We start from the raw sequence: 23,078 nt of genomic DNA, 5'->3' as shown, positions 1-23,078 counted from the left end.
CGCGCCCACGGCAAAGGAGCCCCCATGCGCACTCGCACCCCCGTGCTCGTCGTCCTCTTCATCTGCTGGGCCGCGCTGCTCAGCGACGGGTATGACCTCTACGTCTACGGAGCCACGCTGCCCGGCTTCCTCGCCGACCCCGAGTGGGGCGTGACGAAGTCGACGGGCGCCGCGGTGGCCAGCCTCTCCCTCGTCGGCATGCTACTCGGCTCGCTCGCCGCCGGCATCCTGACCGACCGGCTGGGCCGCAGGCGGCTGCTGCTGGTCTCGCTCGGCCTGTTCAGCGTCGGCATGGTGCTGTGCGCGATGGCCCCCACCTTCGCCGTCTTCGCCGCCTTCCGCATCCTCACGTGCCTGGGCGTGGGAGGCGTGCTGCCCACGGCCGTCGCCATCGCAGCGGAGTTCGCCCCGGCGGGCCGCACCTCTCTGGCAGTCGGCGCCGTGCTCACCGGTCCCCCGATCGGCTCGCTACTGGGAGCGCTGAGCGCCTTCGGCCTCGTCGGCCACGCGGGGGTCCGGCCCGTCTACGCGCTGGGCGGCCTGTCGTTCCTCGTCTTCGCGCTGGCCTGGGCGCTGCTGCCCGAATCCCCCGGTTTCCGGCGCGCCGCCGCGCGCCCGGCTCCGGGTCCCGGTACCGAGGCCGGTGGCTCCGGCCCCGCCCCGGCACCCCGCGCCCTCGGGCTCGCGCAGCTCATGGGACCGGGCACACGGCGCGGCACGCTGCTCATCTGGGCGGCCTGCTTCGCCAGCATGCTCACGATGTTCGGCCTGACCACGTGGCTGCCCGTCATCATGCAGTCCGCGGGCTTCAGCATGGGCTCGTCGATCGGCTTCCTCGCGGTCTACTCGCTGGGCTCGATCGTGGGCACCGTCGCGGCCTCGTTCACCGCCCAGCGCAGCTCGCCCAAGCGCATGGTCGTCTGCGGCTTCACCGCCGCGGTGATCGCACTCCTCATCGTGCTCGCCACCGCCTCGCATGGCCTCCTCCTCTTCGCGATCTTCCTCGCCGGCTGCGGGGGCATGGCCACGCAGAACGTCCTCAACGACCACATCGCGCAGTACTACCCCGACGGGGTGCGCGCCACGGGCCTCGGCTGGGCGCTCGCGGTCGGCCGCCTCGGCGCCATCGCCGGACCCGCCTACGGCGCATTCGCGGCCGGCCTCGGCGGTCCCCCCGCCGCTGCCCTGTGCTTCGCGATCCCGGCCTTCCTGGGCCTGCTCGTCGCGGTGCTCCTGCCCCGGCGCGCTCGCAGGTCGGCCGCGCAGCCCGCTTCCGCGGCCCCCGAGGAGGTCACCGCATGACGGCCGCCCACGGACTCGCTGCCCTGCCCGAGTCGACCGCCGTCGCGATCGCCGGCGGCGGGCCCTCGGGGATGTTCGCCGCGCTCTCGCTCGCCCGGGCCGGCATCGCCTCGGTCATCGTGGAGCCGCGCACGCAAGTCGATCGGCTGCGGCCGCGGGCCAAGACGACGAACGCCAGGACCATGACGCTCCTGCGCGGCCTGGGGCTGGCCGAGCGCATCCGCGCGGCTGCCGCGCTGCCGGTGAGCTACTCGCAGGACGTCGTGTTCTGCACCGGCCTGGCCGGCTATGAGCTGCGCCGCTTCCACGGGGCGTTCCAACTCGCGCAGCACGCCTACGGCCCGGCGCCGGAGTGCGGGCAGCAGATCCCCCAGCCCGTCGTCGAGGAGGTGCTGCGCGAGGCCGTCGCCGCGGAGGCACTCATCACCTTCGTGACCGGGGTCGAGGCGCGCGGCGTGCGCGCCGATGCGCTGGGCGCCGTCCTCATGGTGGGCGCGGCGGCGGGGCCGGCCGGCCAGGTGCCACCAGCCCACGGTGGAACCGCGGCCTCGGGCGCGGCGGCGGAGGAGGTCCGCGAGCTACGCGCCCGCTTCGTCATCGGCGCCGACGGGGGCTCCTCGCGCGTGCGCAAGTCGCTGGGGCTCTCGCTGGCCGGCACCTCGGCGCCCAGGCCCAACTTCAACATCGTCTTCCGCTCGCGGCTGCTGCGCGAGCGGGTGCGCATCCCCGATGCCGTGCAGTGGTGGGTGGTCGGTGAGCGCCCCGGGATGATCGGCCAGCTCGATCAGGACGGGACCTGGTGGACGATCCTCCAGGGGTGCGATGATCCCCATGACGACGCGGTGGCGGCGGACTTCGTGCGCGAGCTCGCCGGGGTGGGCGCCGACCTCGACGTCGACGTGCTCGCCTCCGACCCCTGGACCGCCCGCATGCTGCTGGCCGACCACTACACATCTCCCGCAGCGCACCGCAGCGTGTTCCTCGTGGGCGACGCCGCGCACCTCAACCCGCCGTGGGGCGGGCACGGGTTCAACACGTGCGTGGGGGACGCGGACAATCTGGCGTGGAAGATCGCCGCGGTGGAACAGGGCTGGGCCGATCCGGAACTGCTCGACAGCTATGAGGCCGAACGGCGCCCGGTGGCCGCGCGGATGATCGCCGATGCGGCGGCCAACGGCGCGCGGCTCGCCTCCGACTTCGCGGCGGCCGACCTCACCGCCGATTCCCCGGCCGGCCGGGCCGCCCGCAAGAGCGCCCATGAGGCCCTGGCCGCGAAGTCGAGCGAGTTCCACTCCGAGGGGCTCGTGTTCGGCTACGAGTACACGGCCTCGCCGTGGGTGACTCCGGACGGCGCGCCGACCTCCCCGGTGGATCCCATCGTCTACACCCCCGCCGCCTGCCCCGGCCAGCTGCTTCCGCACCTGCGCCTGGCCGACGGCACGAGCGCCTATGACCTCGTCACCGGCTTCACCCTGTTCCTCCTGGCGGATTCCGGGCCCACCGCGAAGGCGCAGGGCCGGCCGGCCGGCGAAAAGACGCCGGCCGCTCCCGGACCCCTCGCCCCGTCCGGCGCCCGCACCGCCTCACAGGTGCGCGCCGCGGCGGCGGCCGCGGGCATCCCGCTCACAGTCGTCGAGCTCTCCGGCCCCGACGCCGCAGCGGCCGGCGGCGCGTGGGAGGCCAGGGCGGTCCTCGTGCGCCCCGACCACCACGTGGCGGCACGGCTGGCAGCGGGGGCACAGTCGGGACGGAACGCGGAATCCGGCGGCGAGGAGGACGGCGCTGCAATCATCGCGGCCCTGCTGCGCGCGGTCGGTCGCCCCTCAGCGCAGGCGGAGACCCGGGAGCCCTCATGACCGGTGCCGCACCTGCACCCCGCGGGGCCGAACCGCACACCGCGGCCTTCTCACCCGAGCATCCGGACCTGCTCCTCGACCTCGTCACGCCCCCAGGACCGCCCCCATCCGCCGGGTGGCCGGTCATCGTATGGCTCCACGGCGGCGGCTGGCGGCTCCAGGACCGCACCGCGCGCCCCGACTTCGACGCGCACTTCGCCGCGCGCGGTTTTGCGATGGCGAGCATCGACTACCGGCTCGCACCGCGCTGGCGGCACCCGGCACAGGTCTGCGACCTGCGGCGGGCCCTGCGCTGGCTGCGCGCGCAGGCCGGGCGCCTGCGCCTCGACCCCGCGCGGATCGGACTCTGGGGCTCATCGGCCGGGGGCCACGTCGCGGCGTTCACCGCGCTGAGCGCGGCTGCGCCCCGTGCCGGTGCGCAGCAGTGTCCAGCGCAGGACGATCCGGCGGACACCTCGGTCGCGTGCGCGGTCGTGGGCTACCCGCCCTCGCTCATCGACGAGCTGCTGGGGCCGTGGGCCCCCGGGCGCCCCCACGAGCGGACAAGCCCGGAGGAGGATCTGCTCGGCGGCCCCGCGACGAGCGCGGCCGAGCACGCGGCCCTCCTGCAGCGCGGCCGCCTGGCGAGTCCGGCCCGCCTCGAGCCGCAGCGCCGCCCACCGCCGTTCTTCATCCTGCACGGCACCGCGGACGCGCTCGTGCCGCCCGAGCAGTCGCGCGCCCTCCACGAGCACCTCGCTGCCGCAGGCGGCCATTCGCTCCTCTACCTCGTCGAAGGGTTCGGCCACGGGTTCCTCAACCCCGGCACCGTGGAGGAGCTGGGGCCCGGGATCCGCCTGGACAACGGCCGCCTGGCCGCCGAACCGGAGGCGGAGTTCCGGGCCGAGCGCCGCGGCGGATTCGACCCCCAGGGGCGGCCAGCCTCGTTCGAGCTCATCGGAGACTTCTTCGCCCACCACCTGCAGCGCGCGTAAGGACCACCAGCGGCACCGCGCCCGCCACCGCCCCCAGGGGCGACGCACCCTCAGGAGCATTCCACCCACCGGAAGGACAGCACATGGCACCCGCATTCGACTGGGAGAGCGTCCAGCAGATGAGCGCGCTCATCGACGACCTGCCCGGCCACCTCGCGCCCTACGCCCTCACGTCCGGGGGAGGGCTGCACACGGACCTCGGGGACTGGCACGCGACGACGATGGCACGGCACTGCGACACCGCCGGCGAGTTCTCGCTGCAGCGGATCGACCTGCCCGGCGGCTCCGCGAGTCCGTTCATGACCGTGCCGGGCCACACGTTCATCCATGTGCTCGAGGGCGAGCTGACCATCCGCTTCGAGACCGGGACCCAGCGCCTCATCGGGGGCGACTCGGCCTCGATACCCGAGCGCACGCCCTTCGCGCTCGCGGCGGGCGCCGCGCTCAACTCCTTCTACCTCTACACCACCGATGACTGGCTGCAGCGCCTCGCTGAGCGCGCCGGCACCCCGACAGCCTCCCACGTCTTCACGCGCCGCCCCGCCCGGACATTCTCCGCCCTGCTGGCCGCGGAGCTCGCGGACGCGGCGGGTGTGCACCTCGTCGAGGCCGACGCGGACGGGCGACCGCTGCCGCCCCGCGCCGGCCTGCCCGGGGGCGCCGAGCCGTTCGCCACGAAGGCGGGCGGCGGTGATCGCTATGAGACCTACCAGCAGATCAACGCCTACCCCGTGCGGGCGCGGAACACCGGCGGGCGCTTCTTCGCCATGGACACGCGCGGGGCGAAGGCGCCCTACATCCCGCTGCACTTCCACCGGGAGCACTCGGAGAACTTCCTCTGCCTGGCCGGCAGGGTGGGCCTCTACGCCAACGGCACGGAGATCGTCCTGGGGCCCGGAGACTTCCTCCACGCCCCGGCGGGCACCATCCACTCCTTCTCCCTGCGGGGGAACAATACGCACATGCTCGGGCTCCTCACGCCCCCCGTCTTCGAGCCATTCTTCGAGTACATGAACACACCGACCGAGGCGATCGTGCACGAGGAGGGCGGGCAGCCGCACTTCCCAGCCGAGGGGTTCGCGCGGGCGCAGGCCGAACTCGACCTCGTCGTCGTCGGGCCGCCCCCGCACACTGCCTGAACCAGCACGCCCGGCAGGCGCACCACCATCACCCCGCGCCGGGTGCCGGACCGGGCGACCCGTCGGCCACCCCGTGGCACGTGGCGGACCGAGCGACACGTCGTCGTAGCGTGCCTCGGGCCCCCCGCACACGTCCTGAACCAGGCCGACCATCACCCCCGGGCGGGCGGCCCGTGCCGTGCGCATGCGCCCAGCAGGCCCCCTGCCGTCCCCCAGCCGCGTGAAACGCCGGCACGGAACCGGATACGCGGCCGCCACCCCCGGGCCGCCGCCTGCGACCGTGCAGTCAAGGCACTCGGGCCGGCACCCCGCCGCCCCCAGCCACACGGGAAGCCGGCACACCACCGGGTCCGTAACCGCGGGCCCGGGGCCAGCGCAACAACCGTGCAGTCCAGGCGCCCCCGGACGGGCCCACGGGCACCCCTCAGCCGCGGGGGCGAACGAAAACCCCCGAGGGGGGGAAACAAAGAAGGGGGGTCTTGTCGCTGCTGTGCAGCGACAAGACCCCCCAATCGAAGAGGATTGCGGCGGCGACCTACTCTCCCACACCCCCTCGGGTGCAGTACCATCGGCGTGATCAGGCTTAGCTTCCGGGTTCGGAATGGAACCGGGCGTTTCCCCAACACTCTCACCACCGCAAAAACACGGGACACCCCCACACCACCGCCCAACAGGCAGCAAACAAGGGAGCACACCGGGATACGGCAATGCCAAAACAGTGGACGCGAACACCAACCATGACAGTCGAAACGTGTTTACTCGTGTTACCCGACCCGCAACCCCCACACCACAACCACCACCCCACAACAGGGCAACAGTCACAGTACGCGAAGGCACGTAATGGGTGAGTGATCGGCGTATTAGTACCAGTCAGCTCCACCCCTCACAGGGCTCCCACATCTGGCCTATCAACCCCATCATCTCTAGGGCACCTAATAACGAAATCTCATCTCGAAGCCGGCTTCCCACTTAGATGCTTTCAGCGGTTATCCATCCCGAACGTAGCCAACCAGCCATGCACCTGGCGGTACAACTGGCACACCAGAGGTTCGTCCGTCCCGGTCCTCTCGTACTAAGGACAGCCCTTCTCAGATTTCATACGCACGCAGCGGATAGGGACCGAACTGTCTCACGACGTTCTAAACCCAGCTCGCGTACCGCTTTAATGGGCGAACAGCCCAACCCTTGGGACCGACTCCAGCCCCAGGATGCGACGAGCCGACATCGAGGTGCCAAACCATGCCGTCGATATGGACTCTTGGGCAAGATCAGCCTGTTATCCCCGAGGTACCTTTTATCCGTTGAGCGACCGCGATTCCACAATCCACGGCCGGGTCACTAGTCCCAGCTTTCGCTCCTGCTCGACACGTCCGTCTCACAGTCAAGCTCCCTTGTGCACTTACACTCGACACCTGATTGCCAACCAGGCTGAGGGAACCTTTGGGCGCCTCCGTTACTCTTTAGGAGGCAACCGCCCCAGTTAAACTACCCATCAGGCACTGTCCCTGAACCCGATCAGGGTCCGAAGTTAAGGAATCCAGAATGGCCAGAGTGGTATTTCAACAACGACTCCACAACACCTAGCGATGCCGCATCAACGTCTCCCACCTATCCTACACAAGCCACACCGAACACCAATACCAAACTATAGTGAAGGTCTCGGGGTCTTTCCGTCCTGCTGCGCGTAACGAGCATCTTTACTCGTAATGCAATTTCGCCGAGTTCGCGGTTGAGACAGCAGAGAAGTCGTTACGCCATTCGTGCAGGTCGGAACTTACCCGACAAGGAATTTCGCTACCTTAGGATGGTTATAGTTACCACCGCCGTTTACTGGGGCTTAAATTCTCCGCTTCAACACCCAAAGGTGTTTAACAGGTCCTCTTAACCTTCCAGCACCGGGCAGGCGTCAGTCCGTATACATCGTCTTACGACTTCGCACGGACCTGTGTTTTTAGTAAACAGTCGCTTCTCTCTGGTCTCTGCGGCCACCACCCACACATCACCACGCAAAGGCGGCTTCACGGGGGCGGCCCCCCTTCTCCCGAAGTTACGGGGGCATTTTGCCGAGTTCCTTAACCACGATTCTCTCGATCGCCTCAGTATTCTCTACCTGACCACCTGAGTCGGTTTGGGGTACGGGCGGCTCGAACCTCACGCCGATGCTTTTCTCGGCAGCATAGGATCATCGGATCACCCCACAAAATGGGGCGCCCATCAGCTCTCAGGCTCACGCCCGGCGGATTTGCCAACCGGACACCCTACAGCCTTAGACCCAGACAACCATCGCTGGGCCCGACTACCTTCCTGCGTCACACCTGTTAATACGCTTACCTACTACGCGCTCAGGTCCCACCATCACCACCCACACAAGAACTCAAAGAGTCCCCGGTGGAGGCTTGGGCGGTTAGTCTCACACGCCTCGGTACGGACGGTTCTTCGCCGGTACGGGAATATCAACCCGTTGTCCATCGACTACGCCTGTCGGCCTCGCCTTAGGTCCCGACTTACCCAGGGCGGATTAGCCTAGCCCTGGAACCCTTGGTCATCCGGCGGACGGGTTTCCCACCCGTCATTCGCTACTCATGCCTGCATTCTCACTCGCATAGCCTCCACCGCTCGATCACTCGACGACTTCACCGGCCACACGACGCTCCCCTACCCAGCACCACACCCGTTAGGGCTATACATGGCGCTGCCACAACTTCGGCGGTGTGCTTAAGCCCCGCTACATTATCGGCGCAGAATCACTTGACCAGTGAGCTATTACGCACTCTTTCAAGGATGGCTGCTTCTAAGCCAACCTCCTGGTTGTCTTCGCAACTCCACATCCTTTCCCACTGAGCACACGCTTAGGGGCCTTAGTTGATGGTCTGGGCTGTTTCCCTCTCGACTACGAAGCTTATCCCCCGCAGTCTCACTGCCACGCTGACACTTACCGGCATTCGGAGTTTGGTTGACGTCAGTAACCCGGTGGGGCCCATCAGCCATCCAGTAGCTCTACCTCCAGCAAGAACCACGCAACGCTGCACCTAAATGCATTTCGGGGAGAACCAGCTATCACAGAGTTTGATTGGCCTTTCACCCCTAACCACAGGTCATCCCCTCCATTTTCAACTGAAGTGGGTTCGGGCCTCCACGACGTCTTACCGACGCTTCACCCTGCCCATGGCTAGATCACTCCGCTTCGGGTCTAGGACACGCGACTCAAACGCCCTCTTCGGACTCGCTTTCGCTACGGCTCCCCCACACGGGTTAACCTCGCCACGCACCACTAACTCGCAGGCTCATTCTTCAAAAGGCACGCCATCACCCCAACAAAGGAGGCTCTGACGGATTGTAGGCACACGGTTTCAGGTACTCTTTCACTCCCCTCCCGGGGTACTTTTCACCATTCCCTCACGGTACTGATCCGCTATCGGTCATCAGGAAGTATTCAGCCTTACCAGGTGGTCCTGGCAGATTCACACGGGATTACACGAGTCCCGTCCTACTCGGGAACCACTCAACGCAGCACGCACACGTTTCGCCTACGGGACTCTCACCCACTCCGGTCGACCTTCCCAGATCATTCGACTACGCACACGCACCCACGCGGGGACCATGCCGAATCCCCACAAGCAGCCCCACAACACCGCACATGCAACGCCGACACGCTTGACACACACACGGTTTAGGCTCCTCCGCTTTCGCTCGCCACTACTCACGGAATCATTCTTATTTTCTTCTCCTATGGGTACTGAGATGTTTCACTTCCCCACGTTCCCTCCACATGCCCTATACATTCAGACACGGGTGACTGCGCACAACACACAGCCGGGTTTCCCCATTCGGACACCCTCGGATCACCGTTCGCTTACCAACTCCCCGAGGCTTATCGCAGGTTGCCACGTCCTTCATCGGCTCCTGATGCCAAGGCATCCACCATGCGCCCTTGTACACTCACCACCACCCCACACAAAACAAGGGGGCAGCGAGTCGGATAACACAAGAAACACTTACAACAACAAAATCACAGAATGCCGCCACGCCCACACCCACCCGACAGCAGAACCACCCCGCAAACACAGGGCAGCACCACCACACGACAGGGGGCACACACGCGCGACATCCAGATGCTCGCGTCCACTATTGACAAACCACACAACCACCACACACCCACACAAGAACCAGCCACAGGCCAGCCCCGCGCCAGGCGGCGGCATCCCGGACAACACACCCCCACACAACAAGGGGGGCCTGTTCTCCCAGGACCCAACAGCGCATCCGCACACACACAGCAGCACACGCCACCAGCCATCCACGACCAGCAGCGCACACACACCCCCCACAAAAAGGGCGCCTCCTACGACGTTCCACCCATGAGCAACCGCCCCCACCACGAACGGGCGAGCAGACGGCGCCACCACCACACACCAACACCCACCCCACAAAGAGGGGCAGGCCGCGCGCGGCTATCAGTGACAGCTCCTTAGAAAGGAGGTGATCCAGCCGCACCTTCCGGTACGGCTACCTTGTTACGACTTAGTCCCAATCACCAGTCCCACCTTCGACGGCTCCCCCACAAAGTGTTGGGCCACCGGCTTCGGGTGTTACCGACTTTCGTGACTTGACGGGCGGTGTGTACAAGGCCCGGGAACGTATTCACCGCAGCGTTGCTGATCTGCGATTACTAGCGACTCCGACTTCACGTAGTCGAGTTGCAGACTACGATCCGAACTGAGGCCGGCTTTATGGGATTCGCTCCGCCTCACGGCATCGCAACCCTCTGTACCGACCATTGTAGCATGCGTGAAGCCCAAGACATAAAGGGCATGATGATTTGACGTCATCCCCACCTTCCTCCGAGTTGACCCCGGCAGTCTCCTATGAGTTCCCACCATCACGTGCTGGCAACATAGAACGAGGGTTGCGCTCGTTGCGGGACTTAACCCAACATCTCACGACACGAGCTGACGACAACCATGCACCACCTGTGCACCGGCCACAAAGGGAAGAACCATCTCTGATCCGGTCCAGTGCATGTCAAGCCTTGGTAAGGTTCTTCGCGTTGCATCGAATTAATCCGCATGCTCCGCCGCTTGTGCGGGCCCCCGTCAATTCCTTTGAGTTTTAGCCTTGCGGCCGTACTCCCCAGGCGGGGCACTTAATGCGTTAGCTACGGCACGGAATCCGTGGAATGGACCCCACACCTAGTGCCCAACGTTTACGGCATGGACTACCAGGGTATCTAATCCTGTTCGCTCCCCATGCTTTCGCTCCTCAGCGTCAGTTACAGCCCAGAGTCCCGCCTTCGCCACCGGTGTTCCTCCTGATATCTGCGCATTTCACCGCTACACCAGGAATTCCAGACTCCCCTACTGCACTCCAGTCCGCCCGTACCCACTGCACGCGCACCGTTGAGCGATGCGTTTCCACAGCAGACGCGACAGACCACCTACGAGCTCTTTACGCCCAATAATTCCGGACAACGCTTGTACCCTACGTATTACCGCGGCTGCTGGCACGTAGTTAGCCGGTACTTCTTCTGCAGGTACCCTCACCCCCGAAGGGGCTTGTTCCCTACTGAAAGAGGTTTACAACCCGAAGGCCGTCATCCCCCACGCGGCGTCGCTGCATCAGGCTTGCGCCCATTGTGCAATATTCCCCACTGCTGCCTCCCGTAGGAGTCTGGGCCGTGTCTCAGTCCCAGTGTGGCCGGTCGCCCTCTCAGGCCGGCTACCCGTCGTCGCCTTGGTAGGCCATCACCCCACCAACAAGCTGATAGGCCGCGAGCCCATCCCCAACCGAAAAAACTTTCCACACACCACCATGCGGCAGCGCGTCATATCCGGTATTAGACCCAGTTTCCCGGGCTTATCCCAGAGTCAGGGGCAGGTTACTCACGTGTTACTCACCCGTTCGCCACTCATCCACCCAGTGCAAGCACCAGGCTTCAGCGTTCGACTTGCATGTGTTAAGCACGCCGCCAGCGTTCGTCCTGAGCCAGGATCAAACTCTCCACAAAAAAATGTGCGAGTCAAAAAAGACCCCAGCCGACACAAGAATCACTGACAAGAACAACACCCCACCAACCCACCACAAAGGGCAGGCAGCCGGGTGTCCGTTACGTCAATCAAATAACTAAATACTTCTGCCAGCCAATACAACAAAAATACTGGCATCGCAGAAAGACTTGTATGTACGAATACGCTATTGAGTTCTCAAAGAACAGGCACACCAACCCGAGCCCCACACGGCGTGCGAGACCCACAGAAGGATGCCGGGTGCCCCGACTTCCGCTCCACCGGACCCGTGCGGGCCGGTCGCGCTGCTCGAGGCGAACAATCACCTAGCTTAGACCCGATCTTCACTGCGAAGCAAGCCGCTCTGCCGTGACCCTCACCACATCAACCCGGGGGCTGAACTGGGAGGATGGACCGAAATCCGGCTGCCCCGGCGGTTTCCCGCGTCAGGCAGCGAGAGACGACACTACACGCACCGGCCGGGGCGCGCAAGTCCCCGCGGAGAATCTTCTTCACCCGGCGCCTCGGCCCATTCCGCGGCCCATCCTCCGACCCGTCGCTCGCCCGAGCCGGCGCCGCGCCTCGGAGGCCGTGCCTCGGGGCAGGCGCCCCACGGCACGGGCCTCACAGCAGCTGCGTGGGATCGGCCGGTGTGCCGGCCTCCGGGTGCGCGTGCGTGCGCGCCCTGCCCCTGGCGATCCGCTCCACCGCCGGCTCATTGACGTGTCGGGAGAAGAACGCGATGAGCGGCCCGCAGAAGAACGCCGTCATGATGGTGCCCGCCCCCACCGGCCCGCCGACCAGAAGCGCGGCGACGAGCACGAGGAGATCCTGCGTCACCCGCACCCGCTGGTACTTCCAGCCCGACCGCTCGACGATGATCGGCGCGATCGCATCGTAGGGCGCGGTGCCCACTCCTGCGGAGATGTAGGCACTGGCGCCGAACGCGAAGACGCAGATGCCCACCGCGAAGCACAGGGTGGCGCCGTGCGCATCGCCCGCGGGCACGGCATACGGGTGCAGCAGCGCGGCGAAGAGCTCGATGAAGAAGCCCGTGAGCGTCATGTTCACAAGCGTGCCGATGCCGATGTAGGAGCGGGCCCAGATGAGGACCGGCACGAAGAGGACCGCGTTGCTCAGCAGCTGGTAGGCGCCCAGGGTCCAGCCCAGCCGGTCGCTGACGCCGATGTTGAGGGCGGTGTACGGGTCGACGCCCACCCCGCCGGTCTGCAGGATCGCAGCCCCCAGGCCGATGAGCACCACGCCCGCGAGCGCGTAGAGCGAGCGGGCCGCCAGCGAACCCGGATGTCGGTCTGCCATGGTGTCGCTCCCCTCCTGCGCTCTCCCCGGCCCAGCGCGGTGCTGTGCCTCAGCCGGCAGCCGTGCGGCGCCTCAGCCGGTGACCGGCCATTCGTGGACGGGCCGGCCTGTGGCCTGGTTCTCCCGGTAGAGCTCCATCATGCGCACGAGCGCGGCGCGGCGCTCCGGTGAATCCGGCTCGGTCACCCGCGGCTTGAGGCCGTTGAGCGTGCGCAGCTGCCAGGTGGCGCCGTTCTGCCGGGTGCGGGCGCGCTCGTCGATGATGTGCAACGACTCGTCGATGAGCACCGGGTCCACGCCGATCATCTCGAGGCCCTTGCGCGCCTGCGGCAGCAGCCGGCCGCGCACCAGCTCGCCCACGTCGATGTGGCCGAGCGTCGGCCACTCCATGCGCGAGTACATCCCGGAGCGGGCGCCGGTGAAGAAGTTGCGCTCCGCGTCCTGGAACGACAGCCGCGACCACACGGGGCGGTTCTGCTCGATGAAGAAGTGGACCATGCCGTAGTAGAACGCCGCATCGGCCACCATGTCCGCCACCGTGGGGCCCGCCGGCAGCAGGCGGTTCTCGACCCGGATGTGCGCGGGCTCGTCCTCGGGGCCCGGCGAGTAGATGGGCCGGTTCCACCGCCACACCGTGCCGTTGTGCAGGTTGAGGTAGTGCAGCGCCGGTGCCTCGCCGCGCATCTCCGGGGTGCCGGAGGCCTCGCGGGACTCGGGCAGCACCGCCGGGAAGTAGCGGACGTTCTCCTCGAAGAGGTCGAAGGCGCTCGTGATCCACCGCTCGCCGAACCACACGCGCGGGCGCACGCCCTGGGCCACGAGCTCCGGGGTGCGGGTGTCGATCGACTGGGCGAAGATGGGGATGCGGCTCTCGTGCCACACCTTGCGGCCCACGAACAGCGGCGAGTTCGCGCTCAGCGCCGCCTGCACGCCGGCGATCGCCTGCGAGGCGTTCCACGCCACCGCGAACCGGTTGGGCGCCACCTGGAGGTGGAGCTGCATGGACGTGCAGGTGGACTCAGGGGCGACGTCGTCGAAGTCGCCCTCGAAGAACTCGCGGTCGCCGATGTCGATGTGGACGAGCTCGCCGCGCGCCTCGACGATCGCGTTGCTCAGCGCCTTGTAGCGGTTCTCGTCGGTGATCCAGTTGGGATCGCGCAGCAGCTCGGGGGTGACGGTGGGCAGCGTGCCGATCATCGCGACGTGCGCCCCGGCGGTCTCCGCGGCCGCCTCCGCCTTGTCCAGGCGGGTGGTCAGGCCCTGGCGCAGCTGGTCGAGCCCATCGCCGGCCACCGAGAGCACGGGGTGGTTGAGCTCGAAGTTGTACGCGCCGATCTCCGACTGGAAGTCACCGTCGTCTACGGCCTCGATGACCTGCTTGTTGCACAGCTTGGGCTGCATGTCCTCGTCGACGAGGTTGAGCTCGAGCTCCATGCCGATCGTCCCGTGGTCGACGAACTCGGCCTCCTGGAGGTAGGCGTCGAACGTCTCCAGGTCCTGGTTGAGGCCCTCGCGATAGCGCGTGCGCTGCTCCGGGGTGTACCGCTGCGACGAGACTGCATCTCCCATGGGCCAAGCCAACCACACCCGCGCCTAGGATGGAGCCAAGCCGACGAAAGGATTTCCGTGTCCGCTCCCAGCTCCTCCTCCGCCCCGAGTGCCGCCCCCGAGCTGCTCGCCGCCGCACAGGACGCCCTGCCGCAGATGCTCGCCGACATCGAGCGGGTCATCACCCGCGAGACCCCCTCGTCCGATCACGCGGCCGTCGCCGAGGGCGCACAGGACTTCGCCGCCCTTCTGGCCGAGCGCCTGGGCGCCGAGGCCGAGATCGTCGAGGTCGACGGGGTCGCCCACGTGCGCCTGCGCTTCGGCTCCGGGCCCGCGCGCGTCGTGCTCGTCAACCACCAGGACACCGTCTGGCCCCACGGCACGCTCGAGCGCCTGCCCTTCAGCACGGAGGACGGGGTGCTGCGCGGCCCGGGTTCGTTCGACATGCTCACCGGCGCGATCATGAGCATCCACGCCGCCAAGCTCCTCGCCGACGCCTCCGGGCCCGAGGCGCTCACCGGCCTGTCCATCCTCGTGACCGGGGACGAGGAGGTCGGCTCGAATACGTCCTCGCAGCTCATCCGCGACGAGGCGCGCGGCGCGCGGGCCGTGTTCGTCATGGAGGCCTCGGCCGCCGGCGCCTACAAGGTGGCGCGCAAGGGCACCTCCGACTACAGCGTCATCATCCGCGGGCGCGCCTCGCACGCCGGCCTGGAGCCGGAGAAGGGCGTCAACGCGGGACTCGAGCTCGCCCACCAGCTCCCGGCCGTCGCCGCGCTGGGCGACCCGGACCTCGGCACCACCGTGACCCCCACGACCCTGTCCGGGGGCACGACGACGAACACCGTGCCCGCCGAGGCGCGCTTCCACGTCGACGTGCGCGCCGAGTCCGCCGAGGAGCAGCAGCGCGTGGACGCCGCGATCCGCAGGCTCGCCCCGCACCTGGAGGGCGCCGCACTCGAGATCGAGGGCGGCATCAACCGCCCGCCGTTCGAGCGCGAAGCCGCCCAGGAGCTCTACGAGCGCGCCGTCGCCCTCGCCGGGGAGCTCGGCATCGAGGCACCCGAGGCGGTGGCCGTGGGCGGCGGCAGCGACGGCAACTTCACCGCCGGCGACGGCGTGCCCACCCTCGATGGGATGGGCGCGGTGGGCGATGGCGCCCACGCCGAGCACGAGCACGCGCTCATCGACCACATCGCCCCCCGCACCGCGCTGCTGGCCGCGCTCATCGCCGACCGCCTGCACGACTGACCAGCCCCGCACGGCACACCCGGCCCCTCAACGAACAGGACCAGCAATGAAGCTCACCCGCGTGACACTCCACCGTCTGTCCATGCCGCTCGTCACCCCGTTCGCCACGTCGTTCATGACGGAGACGGAGAAGGACTGCTACCTGGTCGAAGCGGAATTCGACACCCCCGAGGGGCCGATCACGGGCTGGGGCGAATCCGTGGCGATGGTCGCCCCGCTCTACTCCTCCGAGTACGTCGACGCGGGGATGGCGGTCACGCGCGACTGGCTGGCGCCCATCCTCTTCGATGCCGGAGAGCTGACGGCGGAGACGATCGGCTGGCACCTGCGCCACGTCATCGGCTTCCCCATGGCGAAGTCCGCGCTGGAGATGGCCGCCCTCGAGGCCCAGCTCAAGCAGCGCGGCCTGAGCTTCCGCGACTACCTGGGCGGCGTGGCCGAGTCGGTGCCCTCCGGGGTCTCCGTGGGCATCCAGAACACGGACCGCGAGCTCATCGAGACGGTCGGCGGCTACCTCGACGAGGGCTACGCCCGCATCAAGCTCAAGATCAAGCCCGGCCGCGACATCGAGCCGGTGGCCGCGGTGCGCCGCGAGTTCGGCGATGACTTCCTCCTCCAGGTGGACGCGAACGCCGCCTACACGCTCGTCGACGCCGCCCACCTCAAGCGCCTCGACGACTACGGGCTCCTCCTCATCGAGCAGCCCCTGGGCGAGGCGGACATCCGCCAGCACGCCCAGCTGGCCGCCCAGATGTCCACCCCCATGTGCCTGGACGAGTCGATCGTCTCCGCCGAGGCCGCCGCGGACGCGATCGCGCTGGGCGCCGCCGACGTCATCAACATCAAGCCCGGCCGGGTGGGCGGCTACCTCGAGGCCAAGCGGATCCACGACCTGTGCGCCGCCAACGGCGTGGCCGTGTGGCACGGCGGCATGCTGGAGACGGGCCTGGGCCGGGCCGCGAACGCCGCCATGGCCACGCTGCCCGGCTTCACGCTGCCCGGTGACATCTCCGGGTCCAACCGCTTCTTCGCCGAGGACATCACGGAGGAGATCGTCATGCACGACGGCATCGTCGATGTGCCCGCCGGGCCCGGCTTCGGCGTCACGATCGATCCCGACCGGCTGCAGAAGTACACGGAGGAGACCCTGCTCATCGAGCCGGAGCGCGCCTGATGGGACCCTTCGCCGCGGCGCTGGACCGGGCGCGGGCGGAGGGCCGGCCGCTCGTGCTCGACGGCGCCTCGGGCACGCAGCTCGAGGCGCTCGGGGCCGACATCGGCGGCGGGCTGTGGTCGGCCCGCCTGCTCGCCGAGGACCCCGCGCTCGTGGAGCGCATGCACGCAGCCTATGCGGCCGCCGGCGCCCAGGTCATCGAGTCCGTGTCCTATCAGGCCAGCCCGCGGGGGCTGGCCGCCGCGGGGTTCACCGCCGCCGAGGCGCGGGAGCTGCTCGCGCGCTCGTGGGAGCTGGCGAGCCGGGCGGCGCAGGAGGCGCGGCGCGCGGGGGCCGAGGCGTTCGCGGCGGCCTCGATCGGCCCGTTCGGAGCGTACCTGGCCGACGGCTCGGAGTACACGGGCGCCTACGGCGCGGACTTCGACGGGCCGGCCGCAGCGGCCGAGCTCGAGGCCTTCCACCGCGAGCGGATCGAACCGCTCTACGCGGCGGGCGCCCGGCTGTTCGCCATCGAGACGATCCCGCGCGCCGACGAGGCCCTCGCGGTCTCGCGCGTCATGGCCGACTACCCGGACGCCGAGTGGTGGCTGAGCTTCTCGCTGCGGCCCGAGGGCGGCGGGGGCGGCTCGCCCGTGCGGATCGCGGAGGGCATGCCGCTGGCCGATGCACTCGACGCGCTCGACACCGCCGTGTCCCAGCCCGCCGCGGTGGCGGTCAACTGCTGCGCGGCCTCCCAGGTGGAGCCGGCGATGCGGGCCATCACGGCCGCCGGCCGCCACGGCCTGGCCTACCCCAACTCCGGGGAGTCCTACGACGCCGCCACCGGCACCTGGGCGCCCCCGGCCACCGCGGCCGCCCTGACCGATCCGACCGAATTCGCCGCCGCCGCCCGGGACTGGGCCGCGGCGGGCGCCTCGGCGGTGGGCGGCTGCTGCCGGACCACGCCGGAGATCATCGCGGCGCTCGCGCGGGGCACCGGCCGGGCCTGAGGCCGCGGGCGGCGCTCCCCCGCTGACCCTGGGCGGAGCCGTGCGCGCGGTGCGGCAGCCGAGTGCGCGCGCGGCCGCAGCGCCCGCGGGGCGTCGCAGCCGGCTCCGGCTGACCCCCACGTGCGCGGCAGACTCCAGGCCGTGCGCGGCAGGCTCCAGCGCATGCGCGGCTGGCCCCAGCACTCGCGGAATCTCACAGCGCTCGCGGACCACCCCAGTCCTCATGGAGTGGGCGGCGGGCCTCAGCGCGTGTGCGGGGCGCACCCGTCCCCCACGCGGACCCGGCGACCCTCAGAGGGGGCGGCGGGCCTCAGAGTGAGCAGCGGGTCTCAGTGCGTGTGCGGGAGGTCCTCGTGGGCGGCGTCGCGCCGGCGCTCGCACTGAATGGTCGCATGCTCGATGGGCACGTCGAAGTGCGTGGCCAGGCAGCGCTGCACATCGCCGAGGATCTCCGGGACGTGGCCGTCGAAGAAGCACTCGTCCTGCAGCGCCACGTGCGCGGTGAGGACCGGCAGCTGTGAGCCGATCCGGGAGACGTGGAGGTCGTGGACCCCCACGACGTGGGGCCGGGATTCGATGTGGGTGCGCACCTCGTCGAGGTCGAGCTCCGCGGGCGCCTGCTCGAGGAGGATCCCCAGGGTCTCGCGCAGGATCGCCCACGCGCGCGGCAGGATGAGCGCGCCGATGACGAGGCCCGCCACGGCATCGGCCCGCTGCCAGCCGGTGAGCGCCATGACGGCGGCCGCGGCGATGACGGCCACGGAGCCCGCGGCGTCCGCGCACACCTCGAGGAACGCGGCCCGCGCGCTGAGCCCGGAGCCGCGCGCCCCCAGGAGCACGCACAGGCCCGCGATGTTCGCGGCCAGCCCGATCGCCCCGAACACGAGCACCCCGCCCGCGGCGACCTCGGGCGGGGAGAGCAGGCGGCGCACCCCCTCGACGATGCTGAACACGCCGACAAGCGCCAGCAGGGCGGCCTGGGCGCCCGCCGCGAGCACTTCGATCCGGGCGAGGCCCCAGGTGCGGCTCCCTGCGGCCGGCCGGAGCATGAGCTGGGCGGCGCCCAGGGCGACGCCCAGGCCGATGACGTCGACGAGCATGTGGCCTGCGTCGGTGAGCAGGGCGAGGCTGCCGGTCGCAAGGGCGCCGACGACCTCGGCGGCGAAGACGGCGGCGGTGAGCCCGAAGACGACCGCCAGCCGCCCGCGGGGCACCCCAGCGGTGCCGTGATCGTGTCCTGCGCCCATCGCCGGGCTCCCCTCCGCTCCGGGCGCCCACCGGCCGGCCGCGCCCACACATTCGCGCATAAGCATACTTTTATACGCGGCCCCGGCGCTGTTGCCCGGACCACAGCCCCCGGCCGCGCTCCCCCACTCCCGCCCGCACCCGCGTCTCGCGTCCCCACCGGCAGTTACGAGTAGGCAGTCACGCGCAGCCCCGCCGACTGGCGTCCTGGCGCCCCGTCGGCAGCCCTGGGCCTCCCCCTGCCAGCGCTCTGCCAGCAACCCCGCGGAGACTGGGCGGATGGATCACCCCGACCGGCGCACCGGGCCGCGCACGGCGTCCGCCCTGGAGACCGCCGACTTCCTGGCCCTCGATCACGCGCCCCTGCACTCCCCCGCGGGCGGCGGGGCAAGCATCACCCGTGCGCGCCTGGATGCACTCGAGGTCTACGCGCTGCACGCGCAGGACGCCTGTGCGATCGTCAGCCGATTCGGCGCGCAGGTCCTCGCCTACCGGACCGCGGCGGGCCGGGAGGTGCTCTTCACCTCGGCGCTCGCGCCGTTCGATCGCTCGCGGCCCATCCGCGGCGGAATCCCCGTGTGCTGGCCGTGGTTCGGCCCCGCGGCCCAACCGCAGCACGGCTGGGGCCGGATCCGCGACTGGGAGCTCGCCGCCGCGGATGCCGACGCCGGCGCCGCCGGGCTTACGCTGCGCCTGGCCGAGCCCGGTGGCGCCAGCGCCCAGGTCCGCATCGAGCTGGGCTCGGAGCTGTGGGTGGCCCTCACCCACCTGGGCGACCCGGCCGCGGGCCCGCCCGTGACCGCCGCCCTGCACAGCTACCTGCGCACGCCGGAGGCCGGTGCCACACGGGTGCGCGGACTGCCGGCGGGCACGCAGATCCCGGCCGCGGCGCGGAATGCCGCCGAGCCCGGGGCCTTCGCCTTCCCGGCCGCCGGGATCGACGCGGCGCTGGCGCTGCCCGGTGGCATCCAGGACATCCGACTGGCCGTGGCCGCGGGCGAGCGCGACTGCGCGACGATCGCAGCCGCGTGCTCGGATGTCGTCCTGTGGAACCCCGGAGGGCCCCTGGGGGACACCACCGAACATGCCCACCGCGGCTTCGTGTGCGTGGAGCCCGCGCGCCTCGGCCAGCCGCTGCGGCCGGGCGAGGAGCTGGCGGCCGCGTACTCCGCCTGAGGGCCGCTGAGCCCGAGGCCCGCTGCGCTCAGACGCCCTCGGCCTGGGGCCGCTCCGGTTGAGGGGGATCGGCTGAGGGGCTGCTCAGCCTGGGGCGCTCAGGCGCGCTCGAGGCGCAGCGAGAAGTCCAACCGCCCTTTCGGCTGGACGAGCGGCCGCTCCCCACCGCGCCCTGCCCCCTCGCCCAGCGGCACCGGGATGTCGTAGTCGGCCCAGGCCACCTCGGCGGAGCCGGTGATGAACAGCGCGCCCCGGCTGCGGACCACGAGCGAATCGGCGGACATGCGCGCGGCCAGCCCGTTGATCGTCACCTCGCCGGGCAGGTTGACGTCCGCGCTGCCGCGGGCGGCCACGTCGGGCAGCTCGGTGGCCTCGGCGATGGCGAAGTCGGCGCTGCGCTGGCGGCGCAGCTCGGCCAGCAGCGCGCGGGCCGCGGCGGGGTCCGGCTCCGCCGCCGAGGTGCGGGCGCCGTCCGCGGCCGAGGTGCCGGCTGCCCCGGTCCCCGGAGGCCCGCCATCGGCGGCCACGGGCTCTCCCAGCCCGGACAGGTCGATGCGCAGGTCCCCCGCCGTCAGCCGCGTGCCCGCCACCTCCAGACGACCGGCGAGGACCGCGGTGCGCGCGACGACGGTCCACCCCCGGGCGCCGTCCAGCTCCACGATCCGCACGGCCACCTCGGACCCGCGCGCCGGCGCCCAGCTGCCCGCGATGTTCCCGGGCTCCGGGACGGCGGAGTGCGCGGCTGTGGGGGGCGGCGGCACGGGTGCCCCGCGGGGCTTGGGGGCGCTGAGCGTGCCCACCGTGAGCGCGGCGACCGCCACGAGCAGCGCCGCCGCGAGAACGCCGACGGTCCACAGGGCCGGGCGGCGCGCGGCGGGGCGCAGGGCGATCATGGTCCGATGCTATGCACGATCGCGGCGCATCTCACATCGCAATGACACTTAAGCAGTTGCGCAAGCATTGAAACCTGCGCTCGGCTTTCCTAGGGTGGAGACATGCCCTTCGACGCCCCGCCGCACACGGCCGCGCCCTCCCCCGCCCTCATCCGGCAGTGGCAGCGCCACCTCGCCAACGAGCGCATGGAGGAGCAGGTCTACCGGCGCCTGGCCCAGCGCCGCCGCGGCGAGGACCGCGACATCCTGCTGTCGCTGGCCGATGCCGAGCGGCGCCACCAGCAGCACTGGATCGGCCTGCTCGGGAAGCACGCCGGGCGGCGGCGGATGCCCGCGCTCGGGGTGCTCGTGCTCGCGGCGCTCGGCCGGGTCTTCGGCTCGATCTTCGTCCTCGCCCTCGCCCAGCAGGCGGAGGCGAAGTCGCCGTACGACTCGGACTCGTTCGCCTCCGACGAGATGGCGGCCGACGAGAAGGTCCACGCCGAGGTCATCCGGGCACTGGCGGCGAAGTCCCGCTCGCGGCTGTCGGGCAACTTCCGTGCGGCCGTGTTCGGCGCCAACGACGGCCTGGTCTCCAACCTCGCCCTGGTGCTGGGCGTGGGCGCCGCCGGGCTCGCCCCCCACCAGGTGCTCCTCACCGGCATCTCCGGACTGCTGGCCGGCGCCCTGTCCATGGGCGCCGGCGAGTTCGTCTCCGTGCGCTCCCAGCGCGAGCTGCTCGACGCCTCGGAGCCGGACCCCGCCTCGACCGAGGTCCTGCCCGCCCTCAACATCGACGCCAACGAGCTCGCCCTCGTCTTCCGCGCCCGCGGCATGACGGCCGAGGAGGCCGCGCGGGCCGCGGAGACCGCCATCCGCAAGTCCCAGGCCCGCGCCGCCGTGACCTTCCTCCCCTCGTCCATGCAGTCCTCCGACCACGAGGAGCTCGGCACGGGCCTGGGCGCGGCGGCGGCCTCGTTCTGCTTCTTCGCCTCCGGCGCGGTCATCCCGATCCTGCCCTACCTGCTCGGCGCGACCGGCCTCACGGCCATCGTGCTCGCAGCCGGCCTCGTAGGCCTTGCGCTCCTCGTCACCGGTGGCATTGTGGGCATCCTGTCCGGCCGGGCGCCCCTGCCGCGCGCGCTGCGCCAGCTGGCGATCGGCTTCGGGGCCGCGGGGATCACGTACGCGCTGGGACTGCTGTTCGGGGCGAGCGCCGGCTGAGACGCGCCCGCGCGGCCGCCGCCCGCGAGGAGTCCACGAGTCGGCACGGGCTCGGCTCAGCGCCCCGGCGGTGGTTGAATGTGCCGCATGGCTGCTGAGATCGCACACACACTCGTCCTCCTCGACCCGGAGGCCGGGACCTGGGAGCGCGCCGACCCCCTGGCCCCACAGCTGCGGGTCGACGACCTCGCCCCGCACCGCGGCGACGGGATCTTCGAGACGGTGCTCGTGAGCAACGCGGACGGCCGCGGTCCCCAGGCCCACGCCCGCGCCGCGCACCTCGAGCGGTTCGGCCAGTCGGCCCGGATGCTCGACCTGCCGGCCCCGGACCCGGAGGTCTGGGACGCCGCCCTGGACGCGGCGAGCGCGGACTTCGCCGCGGCGAACCCGGACATCGAGCTGTTCTCCGTGCGCTACGCCCTCTCCCGCGGCCTCGACCGGCCCGTGGGCTGGGTGCTCACCATCCCCATCGAGGAGAAGTACCCCCGGCAGCGCCGGGAGGGCGTGCGCGTGCTCGGCGCCGACCGCGGCTACGAGGCCTACTTCGGCCAGTCCGCGCCCTGGGCGCTCATCGGCGCGAAGACGCTGTCGTATGCCACGAACATGGCCTCGGGCCGCTGGGCGCAGGCCAATGGGGCCGATGAGGTCCTCTACTTCTCCCACGACGGGATCGCGCTCGAGGGGCCGAGCTCCAACCTCATCATCCGCCGCGGCGACGAGCTCATCACACCCGATCCCAAGGCCGGGCTGCTCCACGGCACCACCCAGCGCACCCTCTTCGAACGCGCCGCCGAGGCCGGCTTCCTGTGCTCCTACCAGGACCTGAGCGCGCAGGACGTCGCGGCGGCCGACGCCGCGTGGATGGTCTCCTCCGTCCGCATGGCCGTGCCGATCATCGCGTTCGACGACACGGAGCTGGCTCACGACGCCGGGTTCACCGAGCGCATGCACGGCTGGGTGCTCGCGAGCAGCTGACCGGCCGCCGGGGCGGGGCGCGGTGGTGCCC

At 69.9% G+C, this 23,078-nt stretch carries 14 protein-coding genes and 3 rRNA genes; 10 read left to right on the top strand and 7 right to left on the bottom strand.

What is annotated here, in order from left to right; genetic code table 11:
• Window positions 1–24 precede the first annotated feature (24 nt).
• From BRM1_RS10945 to BRM1_RS10930, 4 genes are all read left to right on the top strand, one after another.
• Window positions 25–1,302 carry an MFS transporter gene (locus tag BRM1_RS10945; RefSeq protein WP_268525870.1) on the top strand — a complete coding sequence of 426 codons (1,278 nt, stop codon included), beginning with the start codon at window positions 25–27 and terminating at the stop codon, window positions 1,300–1,302.
• Complete coding sequence (locus BRM1_RS10940; RefSeq protein WP_268525867.1) at window positions 1,299–3,158, top strand: FAD-dependent monooxygenase; 1,860 nt, start codon at window positions 1,299–1,301, stop codon at window positions 3,156–3,158. Before BRM1_RS10945 ends, BRM1_RS10940 begins: the two co-directional genes overlap by 4 nt.
• Window positions 3,155–4,132: an alpha/beta hydrolase gene (locus BRM1_RS10935; RefSeq protein WP_268525864.1), complete on the top strand. Its 978-nt coding sequence runs from the start codon at window positions 3,155–3,157 to the stop codon at window positions 4,130–4,132. Before BRM1_RS10940 ends, BRM1_RS10935 begins: the two co-directional genes overlap by 4 nt.
• An 83-nt stretch (window positions 4,133–4,215) precedes the next feature.
• Window positions 4,216–5,271, top strand: a complete 1,056-nt coding sequence (locus BRM1_RS10930; protein ID WP_202411078.1) for a cupin domain-containing protein — start codon at window positions 4,216–4,218, stop codon at window positions 5,269–5,271.
• Window positions 5,272–5,793: 522 nt separating this feature from the next.
• Here BRM1_RS10930 and rrf read toward each other — a convergent pair.
• The 5 genes from rrf to BRM1_RS10905 all read right to left on the bottom strand — a co-directional run bounded on the left by rrf (window position 5,794) and on the right by BRM1_RS10905 (window position 14,162).
• Window positions 5,794–5,910 (bottom strand): 5S ribosomal RNA (gene rrf, locus BRM1_RS10925).
• Window positions 5,911–6,111: 201 nt separating this feature from the next.
• Window positions 6,112–9,216: ribosomal RNA gene (locus BRM1_RS10920) — 23S ribosomal RNA — on the bottom strand.
• A 527-nt stretch (window positions 9,217–9,743) separates the two neighbouring features.
• Window positions 9,744–11,275, bottom strand: a 16S ribosomal RNA gene (locus BRM1_RS10915).
• The 16S, 23S and 5S rRNA genes sit together here, the layout of an rRNA operon.
• A 622-nt stretch (window positions 11,276–11,897) precedes the next feature.
• Window positions 11,898–12,593 (bottom strand): YczE/YyaS/YitT family protein, encoded by a 696-nt coding sequence (locus tag BRM1_RS10910; RefSeq protein ID WP_160954302.1) that lies wholly within the window; start codon window positions 12,591–12,593, stop codon window positions 11,898–11,900.
• A gap of 72 nt (window positions 12,594–12,665) precedes the next feature.
• A complete protein-coding gene (locus tag BRM1_RS10905; protein ID WP_268525859.1) occupies window positions 12,666–14,162 on the bottom strand; it encodes a glutamate--cysteine ligase in 1,497 nt (498 codons plus the stop codon).
• A gap of 57 nt (window positions 14,163–14,219) precedes the next feature.
• Here BRM1_RS10905 and BRM1_RS10900 point away from each other — a divergent pair, with 57 nt between their 5' ends.
• From BRM1_RS10900 to mmuM, 3 genes are read left to right on the top strand one after another with little or no spacing between them, the layout of a single operon-like run.
• A complete protein-coding gene (locus BRM1_RS10900) occupies window positions 14,220–15,392 on the top strand; it encodes a M20 family metallopeptidase (protein WP_268525856.1) in 1,173 nt (390 codons plus the stop codon).
• Between the two features lie 46 nt (window positions 15,393–15,438).
• Complete coding sequence (menC, locus tag BRM1_RS10895) at window positions 15,439–16,566, top strand: o-succinylbenzoate synthase (protein ID WP_268525854.1); 1,128 nt, start codon at window positions 15,439–15,441, stop codon at window positions 16,564–16,566.
• Entirely contained in the window at window positions 16,566–17,555 is a 990-nt protein-coding gene (mmuM, locus tag BRM1_RS10890) for a homocysteine S-methyltransferase (protein WP_160954305.1), read from the top strand. Before menC ends, mmuM begins: the two co-directional genes overlap by 1 nt.
• A 329-nt stretch (window positions 17,556–17,884) precedes the next feature.
• On the opposite strand, the gene BRM1_RS10885 is transcribed toward mmuM, so the two are convergent.
• Window positions 17,885–18,802 carry a cation diffusion facilitator family transporter gene (locus BRM1_RS10885; RefSeq protein WP_160953674.1) on the bottom strand — a complete coding sequence of 306 codons (918 nt, stop codon included), beginning with the start codon at window positions 18,800–18,802 and terminating at the stop codon, window positions 17,885–17,887.
• Window positions 18,803–19,079: 277 nt separating this feature from the next.
• On the opposite strand from BRM1_RS10885, the gene BRM1_RS10880 reads away from it, so the two are divergent.
• The gene (locus BRM1_RS10880; RefSeq protein ID WP_268525850.1) at window positions 19,080–19,976 is read left to right on the top strand and encodes an aldose epimerase family protein; all 897 of its coding nucleotides are present in this window, start codon (window positions 19,080–19,082) and stop codon (window positions 19,974–19,976) included.
• Between the two features lie 98 nt (window positions 19,977–20,074).
• Here the strand turns inward: BRM1_RS10880 and BRM1_RS10875 are convergent, their stop codons facing one another.
• On the bottom strand, window positions 20,075–20,869 hold the full coding sequence (locus BRM1_RS10875; protein WP_160953676.1) for a hypothetical protein: 795 nt from the start codon (window positions 20,867–20,869) through the stop codon (window positions 20,075–20,077).
• Between the two features lie 102 nt (window positions 20,870–20,971).
• Between BRM1_RS10875 and BRM1_RS10870 the strand changes: the two genes are divergently transcribed.
• Both BRM1_RS10870 and BRM1_RS10865 read left to right on the top strand, forming a co-directional pair.
• Window positions 20,972–22,072: a VIT1/CCC1 transporter family protein gene (locus tag BRM1_RS10870; RefSeq protein ID WP_268525846.1), complete on the top strand. Its 1,101-nt coding sequence runs from the start codon at window positions 20,972–20,974 to the stop codon at window positions 22,070–22,072.
• 87 nt (window positions 22,073–22,159) lie between these two features.
• Window positions 22,160–23,047, top strand: a complete 888-nt coding sequence (locus BRM1_RS10865) for an aminodeoxychorismate lyase (RefSeq protein WP_268525844.1) — start codon at window positions 22,160–22,162, stop codon at window positions 23,045–23,047.
• The last annotated feature ends 31 nt before the right edge of the window (window positions 23,048–23,078 follow it).

The sequence above is a fragment of the Brevibacterium sp. BRM-1 genome (assembly GCF_026802075.1).
GTDB lineage: Bacteria > Actinomycetota > Actinomycetes > Actinomycetales > Brevibacteriaceae > Brevibacterium > Brevibacterium rongguiense.
This window is presented reverse-complemented; position numbering and strand designations above follow the sequence as displayed.

Coding starts and splice junctions, on each gene's coding strand:
- BRM1_RS10945 (WP_268525870.1), top strand. CDS start 25: ATGCGCACTCGCACCCCCGTGCTCGTCGTCCTCTTCATCTGCTGGGCC.
- BRM1_RS10940 (WP_268525867.1), top strand. CDS start 1,299: ATGACGGCCGCCCACGGACTCGCTGCCCTGCCCGAGTCGACCGCCGTC.
- BRM1_RS10935 (WP_268525864.1), top strand. CDS start 3,155: ATGACCGGTGCCGCACCTGCACCCCGCGGGGCCGAACCGCACACCGCG.
- BRM1_RS10930 (WP_202411078.1), top strand. CDS start 4,216: ATGGCACCCGCATTCGACTGGGAGAGCGTCCAGCAGATGAGCGCGCTC.
- BRM1_RS10910 (WP_160954302.1), bottom strand. CDS start 12,593: ATGGCAGACCGACATCCGGGTTCGCTGGCGGCCCGCTCGCTCTACGCG.
- BRM1_RS10905 (WP_268525859.1), bottom strand. CDS start 14,162: ATGGGAGATGCAGTCTCGTCGCAGCGGTACACCCCGGAGCAGCGCACG.
- menC (WP_268525854.1), top strand. CDS start 15,439: ATGAAGCTCACCCGCGTGACACTCCACCGTCTGTCCATGCCGCTCGTC.
- mmuM (WP_160954305.1), top strand. CDS start 16,566: ATGGGACCCTTCGCCGCGGCGCTGGACCGGGCGCGGGCGGAGGGCCGG.
- BRM1_RS10885 (WP_160953674.1), bottom strand. CDS start 18,802: ATGGGCGCAGGACACGATCACGGCACCGCTGGGGTGCCCCGCGGGCGG.
- BRM1_RS10880 (WP_268525850.1), top strand. CDS start 19,080: ATGGATCACCCCGACCGGCGCACCGGGCCGCGCACGGCGTCCGCCCTG.
- BRM1_RS10875 (WP_160953676.1), bottom strand. CDS start 20,869: ATGATCGCCCTGCGCCCCGCCGCGCGCCGCCCGGCCCTGTGGACCGTC.
- BRM1_RS10870 (WP_268525846.1), top strand. CDS start 20,972: ATGCCCTTCGACGCCCCGCCGCACACGGCCGCGCCCTCCCCCGCCCTC.
- BRM1_RS10865 (WP_268525844.1), top strand. CDS start 22,160: ATGGCTGCTGAGATCGCACACACACTCGTCCTCCTCGACCCGGAGGCC.